General features: G+C 74.4%; 13 protein-coding genes and 1 pseudogene. 7 read left to right on the forward strand and 7 right to left on the reverse strand.

Translation table 11 applies throughout. The features are described from left to right. Nucleotides 1–16: 16 nt before the first annotated feature. Genes ACZ5D2_RS20540 through ACZ5D2_RS20550 form a run of 3 tightly spaced genes read right to left on the reverse strand, consistent with a single transcriptional unit; the run spans nt 17 to nt 3,329 of the window. Nucleotides 17–1,135 carry an acyl-CoA dehydrogenase family protein gene (locus ACZ5D2_RS20540; RefSeq protein ID WP_371675273.1) on the reverse strand — a complete coding sequence of 373 codons (1,119 nt, stop codon included), beginning with the start codon at nt 1,133–1,135 and terminating at the stop codon, nt 17–19. Then, nucleotides 1,132–2,322: an acyl-CoA dehydrogenase family protein gene (locus ACZ5D2_RS20545; protein WP_371675274.1), complete on the reverse strand. Its 1,191-nt coding sequence runs from the start codon at nt 2,320–2,322 to the stop codon at nt 1,132–1,134. Before ACZ5D2_RS20545 ends, ACZ5D2_RS20540 begins: the two co-directional genes overlap by 4 nt. Next, entirely contained in the window at nt 2,319–3,329 is a 1,011-nt protein-coding gene (locus tag ACZ5D2_RS20550; RefSeq protein ID WP_371675275.1) for an NADPH:quinone oxidoreductase family protein, read from the reverse strand. The genes ACZ5D2_RS20545 and ACZ5D2_RS20550 overlap by 4 nt, the downstream gene beginning before the upstream one ends. A gap of 311 nt (nt 3,330–3,640) precedes the next feature. Here ACZ5D2_RS20550 and ACZ5D2_RS20555 point away from each other — a divergent pair, with 311 nt between their 5' ends. The 3 genes and pseudogenes from ACZ5D2_RS20555 to ACZ5D2_RS20565 all read left to right on the forward strand — a co-directional run bounded on the left by ACZ5D2_RS20555 (nt 3,641) and on the right by ACZ5D2_RS20565 (nt 6,331). Further along, nucleotides 3,641–4,774: a hypothetical protein gene (locus tag ACZ5D2_RS20555; RefSeq protein ID WP_371675276.1), complete on the forward strand. Its 1,134-nt coding sequence runs from the start codon at nt 3,641–3,643 to the stop codon at nt 4,772–4,774. A gap of 50 nt (nt 4,775–4,824) precedes the next feature. Beyond that, nucleotides 4,825–5,724 carry an SDR family oxidoreductase gene (locus ACZ5D2_RS20560; protein WP_266847276.1) on the forward strand — a complete coding sequence of 300 codons (900 nt, stop codon included), beginning with the start codon at nt 4,825–4,827 and terminating at the stop codon, nt 5,722–5,724. Further along, nucleotides 5,646–6,331 (forward strand): annotated as a pseudogene (locus tag ACZ5D2_RS20565) (hypothetical protein). Before ACZ5D2_RS20560 ends, ACZ5D2_RS20565 begins: the two are co-directional and overlap by 79 nt. On the opposite strand, the gene ACZ5D2_RS20570 reads toward ACZ5D2_RS20565, so the two are convergent. Both ACZ5D2_RS20570 and ACZ5D2_RS20575 read right to left on the reverse strand, forming a co-directional pair. Further along, on the reverse strand, nt 6,318–7,154 hold the full coding sequence (locus ACZ5D2_RS20570) for an enoyl-CoA hydratase/isomerase family protein (protein WP_371675277.1): 837 nt from the start codon (nt 7,152–7,154) through the stop codon (nt 6,318–6,320). The pseudogene ACZ5D2_RS20565 and the gene ACZ5D2_RS20570 overlap by 14 nt on opposite strands. Nucleotides 7,155–7,207: 53 nt before the next feature. Continuing rightward, complete coding sequence (locus ACZ5D2_RS20575; protein ID WP_371675278.1) at nt 7,208–7,972, reverse strand: PIG-L deacetylase family protein; 765 nt, start codon at nt 7,970–7,972, stop codon at nt 7,208–7,210. 138 nt (nt 7,973–8,110) lie between these two features. Between ACZ5D2_RS20575 and ACZ5D2_RS20580 the strand changes: the two genes are divergently transcribed. Together ACZ5D2_RS20580 and ACZ5D2_RS20585 are read left to right on the forward strand one after the other, a co-directional pair. Then, a complete protein-coding gene (locus tag ACZ5D2_RS20580) occupies nt 8,111–8,764 on the forward strand; it encodes a DUF6232 family protein (RefSeq protein ID WP_371675279.1) in 654 nt (217 codons plus the stop codon). Further along, a complete protein-coding gene (locus tag ACZ5D2_RS20585) occupies nt 8,761–9,084 on the forward strand; it encodes a hypothetical protein (RefSeq protein ID WP_371675280.1) in 324 nt (107 codons plus the stop codon). The genes ACZ5D2_RS20580 and ACZ5D2_RS20585 overlap by 4 nt, the downstream gene beginning before the upstream one ends. 52 nt (nt 9,085–9,136) lie before the next feature. Here the strand turns inward: ACZ5D2_RS20585 and ACZ5D2_RS20590 are convergent, their stop codons facing one another. Continuing rightward, nucleotides 9,137–10,222, reverse strand: coding sequence for an S-(hydroxymethyl)mycothiol dehydrogenase (locus ACZ5D2_RS20590; protein WP_371675281.1), 1,086 nt, complete (start codon nt 10,220–10,222; stop codon nt 9,137–9,139). 73 nt (nt 10,223–10,295) lie between these two features. Beyond that, complete coding sequence (locus ACZ5D2_RS20595; protein ID WP_371675282.1) at nt 10,296–11,282, reverse strand: LysR substrate-binding domain-containing protein; 987 nt, start codon at nt 11,280–11,282, stop codon at nt 10,296–10,298. A 70-nt stretch (nt 11,283–11,352) separates the two neighbouring features. Here ACZ5D2_RS20595 and ACZ5D2_RS20600 point away from each other — a divergent pair, with 70 nt between their 5' ends. Together ACZ5D2_RS20600 and ACZ5D2_RS20605 are read left to right on the forward strand one after the other, a co-directional pair. Next, nucleotides 11,353–12,297 (forward strand): dihydrodipicolinate synthase family protein, encoded by a 945-nt coding sequence (locus ACZ5D2_RS20600; protein WP_371675283.1) that lies wholly within the window; start codon nt 11,353–11,355, stop codon nt 12,295–12,297. A gap of 34 nt (nt 12,298–12,331) precedes the next feature. Next, complete coding sequence (locus ACZ5D2_RS20605; RefSeq protein WP_468930924.1) at nt 12,332–12,967, forward strand: hypothetical protein; 636 nt, start codon at nt 12,332–12,334, stop codon at nt 12,965–12,967. Nucleotides 12,968–13,202 lie beyond the last annotated feature (235 nt).

The following is a 13,202-nucleotide window of genomic DNA, read 5'->3' on the forward strand; positions in this document are numbered from 1 at the left end:
CCGGTCGGCCGCGGCTTCAGGCCGGCGCGGGAAGTTCCGCGAAATCCGCGACGAGGCCCAGGTGGTGGCCCGTGGTGCCCAGGGCGAGGGAGTCGGCCTTGGCCCGCTTGAGGTAGAGGTGGGCGGGGTGTTCCCAGGTCATGCCGATGCCTCCGTGCAACTGGACGCACTCCTCGGCCGCCCGGACCGCGACCCCCGAACAGTAGGCCTGGGCGACCGCGACCGTGAGCGGGGCGTCGGGCGACGCCGTCGCGAGGGCGTCGGCGGCGGCGCGGGCCGCCGCGCGGGCGGAGGCCACGTCGAGCCAGAGCCGGGCGAGACGGTGCTTGAGGGCCTGGAAGGAGCCGACGGGGCGGTTGAACTGGTGGCGGCCCCGCACGTGGGCGACGGTCTCGGTGAGGCACCACTCGGCCAGACCGAGCTGTTCGGAGGCCAGCAGTCCGGCGCCGGACAGCAGTGCTCCGGCGACGGCCGCCCGCGCGGTCGCGGGGTCCGCGAGGCGGGTGCCGGGGGTCCCGTCGAGGGTGACGGTGGCGAGCGGCCGGGTGAGGTCCAGTGGGACGGCCGGGGTCAGCCGGGCGCCGGCCGCGGGGACTGCGTGCAGCCCGGTGTCGGCCAGGACCAGCAGGACGTCGGCCGCCGTCGCGTCGGCTACGGAGGTGACGGTGCCGCTCAGCGCGCCCCCGCCGGTGTCGCGCAGCGGCTGGGGCAGGGGGGCGCCGGGGGCCTGGGTGAGCGGGAGGGCGGGGACGCAGACCTTCCGTCCGGCCGCGAGTTCGCGCAGCAGGTCGGCGGCCTCGGCGGTGTCGCACCCGAGCAGGATCTCGGCGGCCAGGACGCAGCCGGTCAGGTACGGAACGGGGGCGACGGCCCGGCCGAGCTCCTCCAGGACCACGGCGGCCTCGCGGTGGCTCGCGCCCGCTCCCCCGAGCTTCTCGGGGACGAGGAGCCCGGCGGCGCCGATCCCGGAGGCGAGCGTGCGCCACAGGCCGGGGTCGTGCGGGCTGCCGCTCTCCGCACGGGCCAGCACGGTCGCGGGGGCGCAGTGGTCGGCGAGCAACGCCCGTACGGCGGAGCGGAGTTCCTCCTCGGTATCGGAGTAGAGCAGGTCGAGGGAGGCGCGCGAGGCGGTCATCGGGCGAGGTCCTTCCAGGCGATGTCCTTGTCGTCGCGCGGTTCGGCGGGCAGACCGAGGACGCGTTCGGCGACGATGTTGAGGAGGATTTCGCTGGTGCCGCCCTCGATGCTGTTGCCCTTGGCGCGCAGGTAGCGGTAGCCGGCGTCGCGGCCGGTGAAGTCGACGGTCTCGGGACGGCTCAGGGTCCAGTCCTCGTAGAGGAGTCCCTCCTCGCCGAGGAGTTCCACCTCCAGGCCGCTGATCTCCTGGTTGAGGCGGGCGAAGGTGAGCTTCATGCCGCTGCCCTCGGGGCCGGGCTGACCGGCGACGAGTTGCTGGCGCAGCCGCTCCCCGGTGAGACGGGCCACTTCGGCCTCGACCCACAGGCCGAGCAGCCGCTGGTGCAGGGCGTGGGTGCGCAGTGCGGGGCGTTCGCGCCAGACCGCGGCGACGGGGCCGATCATGCCGCCCTCGCGGGGGATGCGCATGCCGCCGATCGAGACGCGTTCGTTCATCAGGGTGGTGCGGGCGACGGCCCAGCCCTGGCCGACGGCTCCGAGGCGGTGGGCGTCGGGGATCCGGACGCCGGTGAGGAAGACCTCGTTGAACTCGGCCTCGCCGGTGATCTGGCGCAGGGGACGGACCTCGACCCCGGGGGCGTGCATGTCGCAGAGGAAGTAGGTGATGCCCTGGTGTTTGGGCAGGTTGGGGTCGGTGCGGGCGATGAGGATGGCCCAGCGGGCCGTGTGGGCGCTGGAGGTCCACACCTTCTGGCCGTCGACGACCCACTCGCCGGTGGTGTCGTCGAGGACGGCGCGGGTGCCGAGGGCGGCGAGGTCGGAGCCGGCGCCGGGTTCGCTGAAGAGCTGGCACCAGACCTCCTCCCCCAGCCACAGGGGGCGCAGGAAGCGCCGCTTCTGCTCCTCGGTCCCGTAGGCGAGGATCGTGGGGGCCGCCATGCCGAGGCCGATGCCGATGCGGCGCGGGTCGTTGTCCGGGGCCCCGGCGGCCTCCAGTTCGGCGTCGACGACGGCCTGCAGCGAGCGGGGCGCACCGAGGCCGCCGAGGCCTTCGGGGTAGTGCACCCAGGCGAGTCCGGCGTCGAAGCGGGCGCCCAGGAAGTCCGGGCGGGCGGTGGTGGCGGGCGGGTGCGCGGCGAGCAGGGCCCGGGTGCGGGCGGCGAGCTCCTCGGCGGTGGGCGTCATCGGTCGGCTCCGTCCGGTGCGGGTGCGTCGGCCGGGGAGGGCAGGGAGGGCAGGGACGGTACGACGACCAGCCGGCCGGTGGTGGTGCCGTCGGCGAGGCGCTGGACGGCGTCGGCCGCCGCGGTGAGCGGGACGCGCTCGCTGACCAGCGGTCTGACGAGGCCCTCGGCGGCCAGGCGGGTGAGTTCGGCGTGGCAGGCGAGGACGGCGGCGGGGTCCTTGGCGGCGTACAGACCCCAGTGCAGGCCGAGGATGGCGTAGTTCTTCACCAGGGCGTGGTTGAGGGCTGGGGTGGGGACGGTGCCGCCGGCGAAGCCGACGACCACGATCCGGCCCTCGAAGGCCACGCACTTGGTGGAGGCGGTGTAGGCGTCGCCGCCGACCGGATCGTAGACGACGTCGGCGCCGCGTCCGGCGGTGAACTCCTTGACGCGGGCGATCAGGTCCTCGGCGGTACGGTCGATGACGAGGTCGCAGCCCAGTTCCTCGGCGGTGCGCGCCTTGGCCTTGCCCCCGACGACGCCGATGACGGTGGCTCCGGCGGCCTTGCCGAGCTGGACGGCGGCGCTGCCGACGCCGCCCGCCGCGGCGTGCACGAGCAGGGTCTCCCCGGGCTGCAGCCGGGCGCGGCGGTGCAGGCCGAACCAGCCGGTCTGGTAGCCGATGTGCAGGGCGGCGGCCTCGGCGTCGTCGAGGGTGTCCGGGGCGGGCAGGAGGGCGCGCGCGGGGGCGGTCACGTACTCGGCGAACCCGCCGTGGGGCAGGCTCGGGTTGGCGATGACGCGGCGGCCGTCCTCGGTCTCCCCGCAGATCTCGACGCCCGGGGTGAAGGGCAGGGGCGGCTTGATCTGGTACTGGCCGCGGACGAGGAGCGCGTCGGGGAAGTTGACGTTCGCCGCGAGCACCCTGAGCCTCACCTCGCCCTCACCGGGCACGGGTTCGGGCACCTCTTCGAGACGCATGGCCTCGCGGGGTTCGCCGGTCGTGTGTACTCGCCATGCCTGCATCCGGGGCCTCCAGCCGCCGTCGAGGAACCACGCTCGGCGGCATACTAAGCGGTCGCTTGCCCCCTTGGGAACCCACGGGCCCCTCGGGGACCCTTCACCGGCCCCTGCCCCCGTCAGGTGACACCCGGCGGCCGGGGCGGCCGGTTCCGAAATCAGACACACGAACGACGGGTTAACACCGGTGTCTGGAGATAACATCAACACGCCGGTTTCACACGGCATATGACGCAATGGGGGATCACGCGCGCCCGCCGTCGGCACCGCTCGGGGCGGACGGCCGCGCCGCCACCGCACACCACAGGGGGAATCCGATGAACAGCACACCCATGAGACGGGGCGCCTCCGCGGCCGCCGCCGCGATCGTCCTCGCCGGAATCGTCACCGCCGCGGGCCCCGCCTCGGCCGCCGCCACCTGCACGCCCAGGATCCAGGTACTGGGCTCCATCGGGTCGTCCCTGCACAACCCGGGCAACCGGCAGGCCGAGGGGGTCAACGACCTCGGCAAGGGCAACCTGTCCGTCGGTGTCTCCGGCGGCCTGCCCGTCTACTGGACCGGGACCACCCTCCACAAGGTCCCGCTGCCCGCGGCGGGCCTCGGCGGCGAGCTGCTCGCCGTGAACAAGGACGGCCTGATGGTCGGCCGGATCTTCACCGGCGGCGGCTACGTGTTCACCTACCGGGCGGGCGACGCGGCGATCACCCCGCTGCCCGGCAGCGACGACCCGTACGGCGAGGCCGACGTCAACGACGCCGGGTACGTCGTCTCGCGCAACCGGGCGGGCGTGGGCCTCGTCTGGAAGGACGGCCAGAAGGTCCGCGAGCTCGCGCCGCCGGCGAACACCGATCCGCACACCCGCGTCGACCTGGTCACGGGCATCAACAACAGGGGCGACATCCTCGGCACGGCCAAGGTGGACTACACCGACGACGGCGACAACCAGCACTGGGACGTCACCCCGGTGCTCTGGCCCGCCGACGGCGGCCCGGCCGTATCCCTCGCCCCCAGCGGTGGCGGCATGTACCAGGAGAGCTACGTCCAGGGCCTCGACGAGAGCGGCCGCGTCGTCGGGTACGACTGGTACGGGCCCGGGTACGCGTACAAGCCGTGGACCTGGACGCCCCCGTACACCGCGCCCGGCACCTCCCCCGGCGTGCTGAACCCGTTCCCGTACGGCACCTTCGAGGCGATCAGCCCCACGACGAACGTCAGCGTCGGCACCGCCAAGTTCCACCCCGACGAGCCGACCCAGGCGGACCAGGCGCAGCTCTGGCCGGGCTCGGGCCCGCTGCTGGCCCTGCCGCGGCTCGCCGCGGACAAGGCGAGCATGGCCGAGTCGGTCTCCGACGACGGCCGGGTCGGCGGGGCCGCCGTGAACGCGAAGGGCAAGCTGAAGCCGGTGATCTGGACCTGCGCCGCCAAGCAGGCGTACCTGCCGAAGCCGTAGGCCCGTCACGGGCATGGCGATCTGAGCGCCCGCGCGCTATCGATGCCCCCATGACGGACAACGCTCGGCGCGGCCTGCCCGCGCCACCGCCCCTCGGCGCCGCCGCCCTGCCCCCCGGGACCTTCGCGGGGCAGGTGGTCCTCGTGACCGGCGGCGGCACCGGTCTGGGCAAGGCCATCGCCGCCGAGTTCGCGCGGCTCGGCGCCGGCCTGGTGATCGCCGGCCGCCGCGCGGAGCGGCTCGAAGCGGCGCGCGCGGAACTGGCGGCCGTCCCCGGCGCGGGCCGGGTGGCGGCCGCCGTCTGCGACATCCGCGACCCCGAACGGGTCGCGGAGGTGTTCGACGCGGCCGAGGCGGCGCTCGGACCGCCGGACGTCCTGGTCAACAACGCGGCCGCCAACTTTCCCTGCCCGGCGGAGGACCTGTCCCCCAACGCCTGGCGGGCCGTGGTGGACACCACCCTGACCGGAACCTGGTTCACGACCCGGGAGTTCGCCCGCCGCCACCTCGCGGCCGGCACCCCGGGCTCCATCGTGAACATCGGCGCCTCCTACGCCTGGACGGGCGGCCCGGGGTTCGCGCACAGCGCCGCCGCGAAGGCCGGGGTGAAGAACCTGGTGGAGACGCTGGCCGTGGAATGGGGCCCGTACGGGATCCAGATCAACGGCCTCGTGCCGGGGCTGGTCCCGCACCCCGACATGAGCGCCGACATCCGGGGCGGCCTGGAGCGCGCCGCGCCCGGCGACCGGGACGGCCGGCAGCCCGCGCTGCGCGTGGGCGCGCCCCGCGAACTGGGCTGGGCCGCCACCTTCCTGGCCTCGCCCTACGCCCGCTTCGTCACCGGCCACACCCTGGTCGTCGACGGGGCCAACTGGCAGCGGCGGGCGCTGGTGCAGCCCGGGGTGGTCCCGGTGCGCGAGCAGCTGGGGCGCGCGCCGTTCAGCCCCTGACCGGGCCCCGCCGGGGCCGATGACGGCGGCGGTGCCGGCAGGAGGTGCCGCCAGGGAGTGCCGGTGGGCGGTGCCGGTGGGCGGTGCCGGTGGGCGGTGTCAGGATGCGGGCGCGGAGCTGAGCCCGCCGCGGACCGTGGAGGTGCCCACCGTCTGGATGGCGGTGGAGGCCGAGGCGGCGCCGGAGCTCGCGGACGGGCCGGCGGCCTCGCCGGCGGCCTCGCCGGCGGCCCGTGGGCTCCGGCTGCCCGGCGCCGACGAGTGGGAGCACGCCTGCGGGGCCGGCGCCCGCACCCTCTTCCGCCGGGGCGACGAGTGCCCGCTCGACGAGGCCCCGTACGGCGCCGGCGGGATCCGGCACGAACCGAACGCCTTCGGTCTGCGCATCGCCTACGACAGTTACGCGGCGGAGCTGAGCAACGACCGCGGGGCCGTCCACGGCGGGGACGGCGGCACGGCCGTCTGCGGGGGCTACGGGAGCCTCCTGGGCTGGCTCCCGCTGGCCACGGCGCACCGCAACGCGGACATGGCGGAGTTCGCCTACGGCCCGGACGGGGAGTACGCGTGGGACAGCTTGTCGGTCCGGCCTGTGCTCATGCTCCCCTGAAGCGCGGGGGCCGGCGGGCGGCCCCGGCCCCGTACCCCTCCCGGCAGTCCTCGGAGGTGAGGGTGAGCGCGGCGGTCATGGCGACCCGGTCGAGGGCGGCGGGCAGGGCCGCGTCGGCGTAGGCGTCGATCCCCCGCTTGATGCCCTGGACGGCGAGCGGGGCGTTGGCCGCGATCTCGGCGGCGAGCGCGCGTGAGGTGTCCTCCAGCTCGTCCGGCGGGACCACCAGCTGGACCAGGTGGAGGCGTTCGGCCGTCGCCGCGTCGATCCGGCGGCCGGTCAGGGCGAGGAACTTCGCCCAGCCCGCGCCCGCCTCCCGGGCGATCCTCAGGTCGCCCCCGGCGTCCACCGCCACGCCGAGCCCGGCCTCGGGCAGGGCGAAGACGGCGTCGTCCGCGGCGATCCGGATGTCCGCCATGAGGGCCAGCTCGAAGCCGAAGCCGAGGCAGTATCCCCGCACGGCGGCGATGACCGGCTGCGGGAGGCGGGCGAGGACCGCGAAGCGCTCGTGGACCCAGCGGATGCCCTCGTAGTAGTTGCGGGTCCGTTCGGCGGGAGAGTCCCCGGTGATCGCCCCTCCGGGTGCGGTGACGTCGATGCCGGCGCAGAAGGCCCGGCCCTCCGCGCGCAGCAGGACCGCGCGCACGGACGGGTCGAAGCGGATCCGGTCGGCGAGCAGGCCCAGCTGGCGGGTGGATTCCCAGCTCCAGCCGTTGAGTTTGTCCGGGCGGCAGAGGGTGAGGAGGGCGATGCCGTCCTCCACGTCCAGCCGGACCCGCCGCTCCGCACCCTCGCCGGTCTCCGTGGAGACGGTGTCGATCACGTGGCTCGCACCCCCGCCCTGCCTGATGGACCGTCAGGTTAGGGCAGGCCGCGTCAGCGGGGGAAGACCTCGAACGCCACCGCCGGACGGCCGCCGAAGCGGCCCGCGGCCCGTTCGGCGTTCCCGGTCAGGAAGGTCCGTACGTACTCCTCCGGATCCTGGTCGGTCAGCACCTCGATGTACGCCTTGTGCTCCATCAGGGACCTGACGGAGCGCTCCAGTCCGGGGGTGGCGTCGGCCGCGTGGGTCGGCGTGGCGGTACCGGCCACGGCGACCCACCGCACTCCGTCCCAGGGTTCCAGTCCCTGCTCGGAGATCAGCTCCGGGAAGATCCACCGGTTTCCCGCGTCGGCGGCGGCGTCCAGGGTGGCCCGGCCGACGGCCCGGTGGTCGGGGGTGTTCCAGTAGCCACCACCGCCGGGGCCGCCCCAGGTGTCCCGGTGGTTGAGGGTGATCACCAGCTCGGGGCGGTGCCGCCGGATGGCCGCCGCGATGTCCCGGCGCAGGCCGAGGCCGTACTCGACGACCCCGTCGCGGTGGCCGAGGAACTCCACCGTGGAAACCCCGACGACGGCCGCGCTCGCACGCTGCTCGGCCTCGCGCAGCGGGGCGCACTCGTCCGGGGCGACGGTGTCGATGCCCGCCTCCCCGCGCGTGGCCAGGACGTAGACGACCTCGCGGCCGCCGTCCGTCCAGTCGGCGATGGCCGCGGCGCAGCCGTACTCCAGGTCGTCGGGGTGGGCGACCACCGCGAGGGCGCGGTGCCAGTCGGTGGGCATCGGCTGCAAGGGCGCCTGCTGATCGGCTCGTTCGGTCATGCTCCGCACCCTAGGCCGTCCCGGGCACGTCGTGGCGCCGCCCGGGCGGGTCACGGGGCCGGAATTCGCCTTGCGGCAGGGGCATGACAGGTCCTTAATGGGGCTCCGCTCCGACCCGGTTCCGTCTCAGGGGGATGTATGGAAACGAACGGGCCACCGTTACCAGAGCCGTCACCACCGCTGTCGCCACCGCCGGCGCCGCAGGGCCCGCCGGGGCAGCCGCCGGCCGGCTACGCCGGTCTGCCCTCCTCGCTCGATCTCACCGTCACCAAGCGCCTGTTGTGGGTGGGCGGGGCGGTGTACCCGCTGCAGAACGTCGCCCGCGTGTACACCTTCGTCCTCAAGCCCCGGCGCAAGGAATCCGTCGTCACCTTCGCCCGGCGGACGGCGCTCACCCTCCTCGCGGCACTCGGCTTCACCGTGTTCGGCACCATCGCAGGCTTCCTGGCGCGCGGCGCCGACACGACCTTCGACGGCACCATCCGGTTCGTCTGGGTCGCCTCCGGGATCGGCCTCCTGTACTACTTCGCGGACATGATGGCCGTGCTGACGGCGGCCTCCCACTTCGTCCTGGCCGTCGAGTCCAACGGGCAGTCGACCGCCCTCGTCACCGGCCGCACCGACCACCTCAACGGGCTCGTGCACCAGATCGCGTACGCGATCGAGAACCCTGACACGGAACTGCGCGTGCAGGTGCAGCGCCTGACCATCAGCAATCCCAGCCACTACTACTTCGGCGACACCGTGAACATGTACGGCGGCCAGGGAAACTCGGGGGTGACCCACGGATGAGCGGTGACACCGTGAACATGTTCGGCGGGCAGGGCAATCAGGGCATCGTCCACCAGCACGCGGCGCCGGCGGCGCCGTCCCTGGAGCAGGCCCTGCGCGAACTCCTCGTACTGCTGGCGGAGCTGCGCCCGCAGGTGCCCGCCGAGTCAGCGCGGATCATGGACTCCGCCCTCCCGGCCATCACGGCCGACGCCGCCGCGTCCCCCGCGGAACGGCACCGGGCACTGTTGGCGGTGGCCGGCATCGCCGCCACCGTCGGGACGATCGGGCAGCCCGTGCTCGAAGCCGTCCGCGCGCTCCTGGCGCTGCTCGGCGCCTGACGGGGAGCCTCGCGACGGGTGGCCGGGTCGGGGTCGGCTCAGCTCAGGTCGGTCAGAACTGCACCACCGAGCGCAGCACCTCGCCGCGCTCCATGCGGGCGAAGGCGTCCTCGACCCCGTCGAGCGGGATGGTCTCGGAGACGAAGGCGTCGAGGTCGAGCCGGCCCTGGAGGTAGAGGTCGATCAGGAGCGGGAAGTCCCGCTCCGGCAGGCAGTCCCCGTACCAGGAGGACTTCAGCGCACCGCCGCGCCCGAAGACGTCCAGGAGCGGCAGTTCGAGCTTCATCTCCGGCGTCGGCACGCCGACCAGCACCACCGTGCCCGCCAGGTCGCGGGCGTAGAAGGCCTGCCGGTAGGTCTCGGGGCGGCCGACCGCCTCGATGACGACGTCCGCGCCGTTGCCGCCGGTCAGCTCCTGGACGGCCTTGACCACGTCCTCCGTGCGCCCGTTGACGGTGTGGGTGGCTCCGAGGCCGCGCGCCCACTCCAGCTTCCGGTCGTCCAGGTCCACGGCGATGATCTTCGAGGCGCCCGCCAGCCGGGCACCGGCCACCGCCGCGTTGCCCACTCCCCCGCAGCCGATGACGGCGACCGAGTCGCCGCGCCCGACGTTGCCGGTGTTCAGGGCTGCGCCGAGGCCGGCCATCACCCCGCAGCCGAGGAGCCCGGCGGCGGCCGGGGAGGCGGCGGGGTCCACCTTGGTGCACTGCCCGGCGGCGACCAGGGTCTTCTCGGCGAAGGCCCCGATGCCCAGCGCCGGGGAGAGCGGGGTGCCGTCCTCCAGGGTCATGGGCTGGGTGGCGTTGTGCGTGGCGAAGCAGTACCAGGGACGGCCTCGCCGGCAGGCCCGGCAGGTGCCGCACACCGCACGCCAGTTGAGGACGACGAAGTCCCCGGGGGCGACCGAGGTGACGTCCGGGCCGACGGACTCCACGACGCCGGCCGCCTCGTGACCGAGGAGGAAGGGGAACTCGTCGTTGATCCCGCCCTCCCGGTAGTGCAGATCGGTGTGACAGACCCCGCAGGCCTGGATCTTGACCAGGGCTTCGCCCGGCCCCGGGTCGGGCACGAGGATCGTGGTCGTCTCCACCGGTGCGCCCTTGCTCCGCGCGATGACACCTCGTACGCGATGCGTCACGTCATACCCCGTTCTGTTCGGATCGGTCTGGATCATCGAACGTACACGGGCGCCGACCGGTACGGGAGTTGCGTCACGCTTCCGCGCGCGCTGCGGCCAGATCCGGCGGTACGGCGGCCCGCAGGGCGGCCGTGAAAGCGGCCACGGCGGGGTGGGCCCCGGCCCCGCTGCGGAAGGCGATCTTGGTGCGGCGTTCCATGCGCAGGCGGACGAGGGTCACCGCGGGCCCGGCCGGCCCGGTGACGCCGAGCTGCGGCACCACCGCGACCCCCTGGCCCACGGCGACCAGTGCGAGGACGGTGGCGAACTCGTCCACCTGGTGGCGCACCCGGGGCGTGAACCCGGCGGCCCGGCAGGCCCGGACGGTCATGGCGTGGCAGAGGGTACCGGGGGTGGCGGTGATCCAGGGGTCGTCCCGGTGCGCGCGCAGGACGGCGTCCTGCCCGGGGCCTCCGGCCGGCGGGGCGCCGGGGTCGGGGGCGCCGGGGTCCGGGGTGGCGGGGACGACCGGGATGGTGGCAGTGGCCGGCGCCGGGGTCGCCAGGTACATCGCCTCCCCGTACAGCGGCCGCGTGGCCAGCCCCGGCTCGGGCGGCTCGGGGACCAGGTCGTACTCGTGCACCAGCGCCACGTCCAGGTCCCCGGCCCGCAGCGCGTGCGCGACCGCCGCCGGGTCGGTCTCGGACACCATCGGCTCCAGCCCCGGATGGCGGCGGGCCAGGTGCACCAGGGCGGCCGGGACGATGGCCCGCGTGGCGGTGGGGAACGCCCCGATCCGCAGCGCGCCGGCCAGACCGCTGCGGGCCTCGGCCAGATCGGCGTCGGCCCGTTCCAGCCGCTCCAGGACGGCGTCGGCGTGCCGGACCAGGTTCTGGGCGGCCGGGGTGAGCCGGACCGTGCGGCCGGTGCGCTCCAGCAGCGGCAGCCCGGCCTCCCGCTCCAGGACGGAGAGCTGCTGGGAGACGGCGGAGGGGCTGAAGGACAGCGCCTCCGCCACGGCGGCGATGGTGCCGCGGCGGGCGAGTTCCCGCAGGAGCCGCAGGCGGCGTACGTCGAGCATCGGTCCAGCTTACGGTTCGGGTAAGAAATGCGAACTGGATTCGATGCTCGGAGACGGCGAAGCTCGTCCCATGCGACTGGACACACACGACACGACAGCCGAGACGACGGCGGAGACGACGGCGGAGACGACGGCCCTGGAAGGGATCCACGTCCCGCTCATCACCCCCTTCGACCGGGCGGGGAACGTCGCCGCGGATGCCCTGGAGGCCCTCGCACACGCGGCGCTCGACGCGGGTGCGGCCGGGATCGTGGCACTCGGCACCACCGCGGAGACGGCCACCCTGGAGGAGGCCGAGCGCGATCTGGTCACCGAGGTCTGCGCCCGGGTCTGCCGGGAGCGGGGCGGCCTGCTCACGGTGGGGGCCGGCGCCAGCGGGACGCGGGCGAGCGAGACCGCGCTGGCCCGGCTGGCGAGGTGGCCGGAGGCGGGGGCGGCGCTGGTGGCGGTGCCGTCGTTCGTACGGCCCTCGGCGGCCGGGGTGCTGGCGCACTTCACGCGGCTGGCGGAGGTGAGCCCCGTACCGCTGGTCGTCTACCACATCCCCTACCGGACGGGGCAGCCACTGGACGCCGTCGCGCTGCGGGCGCTCGGGGCCCTGCCGGGGGTGGCCGGGCTGAAGTACGCGGGGGGCGGCATCGACCAGGACACGGTGGCCCTGCTGGGCGATCTCCCGGACGGGTTCGCCGTCCTGGCCGGGGACGACGCCTACCTGTCGCCGCTGCTGGCGCTCGGGGCGGCCGGCGGGATCCTGGCCTCGGCCCATCTGGCGACGGAGCGCTTCGTGGAGCTCGCGGCGGCCTGGCGGGCCGGTGACGTGCCGCGCGCACGGGCCCTGGGTCACGCGCTGGCCCGGCTCTCGGCGGCGGCCTTCGCGGAGCCCAACCCGTCGGTGGTCAAGGGCGTACTGCACGCGCAGGGCCGGATCCCGACCCCGGACGTACGCCTCCCGCTGCTGCCGGCATCACCGGAGGCGGTCGCGGCCACCCTGAAGGAGTTGGCCGAAATCCAGTAGGCGCAGAGCGGTCGAGCTCCTGTTCACTGGGGCCATGGGGAGCGGGGAGGACGGTGCGACGGGCACGGGGCCGGGCGTCCTCGCCCGGTCGCGCCTGCTCATCGCGCACGAGGGACGCCGGCTGCGGAGCCTCGCCCTGTGGGCGGCCCGGCGCAGGGACGGCGTCGGCGCGGGGGACACCGCCGTCGGCTACGCGCGGGCCCAGGCGCCGACCTCGTACGGGCTGGTCTTCGTGTTCGCGCTGGAGACGGCCGGAGTGTCGTTCATCCTCGCCCCGTATCCGGTGGCCCACCTGGTGATGCTGGTGCTCGACCTCTACACGGTGCTCCTGGCGCTGGGGCTGCACGCGGCGGCGGTCACCCGGCCCCACGTGGTCGGGCCCGCCGGGGTGCGGGTGCGCCACTGCACCTCCCTCGACCTGTGGATCCCGGCGGAGCTGATCGACTCCGCCCGCGAGGAACTCCGCTTCCCCGACGCGAACCGGTCCGAGGAGGGGGTCCTGGACGCGGCCGTGGCCGGTCAGACCGCGGTCACCCTGGAGCTGGTCCGGCCGGTCACGGTGGTCGGGGCGTGGGGCCGGCGGACCCGGGTCCGTACGGTGCGCTTCCACGCCGACGAGCCGAGGGCGGCCGTGGCGGCGATCCGGAAGCTGCTGCCCGCCGCCCTCTGAGACGCGGCGGCGCCCGAAAGAGTCCGTCATGGGCGATTCGCCACCATCGCGCCGGTAGCCCGAATCGGCAGCATCGGTCGGCTAATTGACCATATTGCGCGAAGCGGCATTCCGACCCGTCAAACCGTGATGTCAGTCACGCGCACGCGTTCAACATCAATTCCCGCGCCGCGCCGATTTCCTTTTCCCAGAAAGGAAATAGCCCTTTCCGGGATCTTCATTCAAGGTCATTCAC

It is taken from the genome of Streptomyces sp. NPDC031479 (assembly GCF_055581065.1).

Bases quoted from the DNA above. Each gene is read 5' to 3' on its own strand.
- ACZ5D2_RS20540 (WP_371675273.1), bottom strand. From the start codon at position 1,135: ATGACCGCCTCGCGCGCCTCCCTCGACCTGCTCTACTCCGATACCGAG.
- ACZ5D2_RS20545 (WP_371675274.1), bottom strand. From the start codon at position 2,322: ATGACGCCCACCGCCGAGGAGCTCGCCGCCCGCACCCGGGCCCTGCTC.
- ACZ5D2_RS20550 (WP_371675275.1), bottom strand. From the start codon at position 3,329: ATGCAGGCATGGCGAGTACACACGACCGGCGAACCCCGCGAGGCCATG.
- ACZ5D2_RS20555 (WP_371675276.1), top strand. From the start codon at position 3,641: ATGAACAGCACACCCATGAGACGGGGCGCCTCCGCGGCCGCCGCCGCG.
- ACZ5D2_RS20560 (WP_266847276.1), top strand. From the start codon at position 4,825: ATGACGGACAACGCTCGGCGCGGCCTGCCCGCGCCACCGCCCCTCGGC.
- ACZ5D2_RS20575 (WP_371675278.1), bottom strand. From the start codon at position 7,972: ATGACCGAACGAGCCGATCAGCAGGCGCCCTTGCAGCCGATGCCCACC.
- ACZ5D2_RS20580 (WP_371675279.1), top strand. From the start codon at position 8,111: ATGGAAACGAACGGGCCACCGTTACCAGAGCCGTCACCACCGCTGTCG.
- ACZ5D2_RS20585 (WP_371675280.1), top strand. From the start codon at position 8,761: ATGAGCGGTGACACCGTGAACATGTTCGGCGGGCAGGGCAATCAGGGC.
- ACZ5D2_RS20595 (WP_371675282.1), bottom strand. From the start codon at position 11,282: ATGCTCGACGTACGCCGCCTGCGGCTCCTGCGGGAACTCGCCCGCCGC.
- ACZ5D2_RS20600 (WP_371675283.1), top strand. From the start codon at position 11,353: ATGCGACTGGACACACACGACACGACAGCCGAGACGACGGCGGAGACG.
- ACZ5D2_RS20605 (WP_468930924.1), top strand. From the start codon at position 12,332: ATGGGGAGCGGGGAGGACGGTGCGACGGGCACGGGGCCGGGCGTCCTC.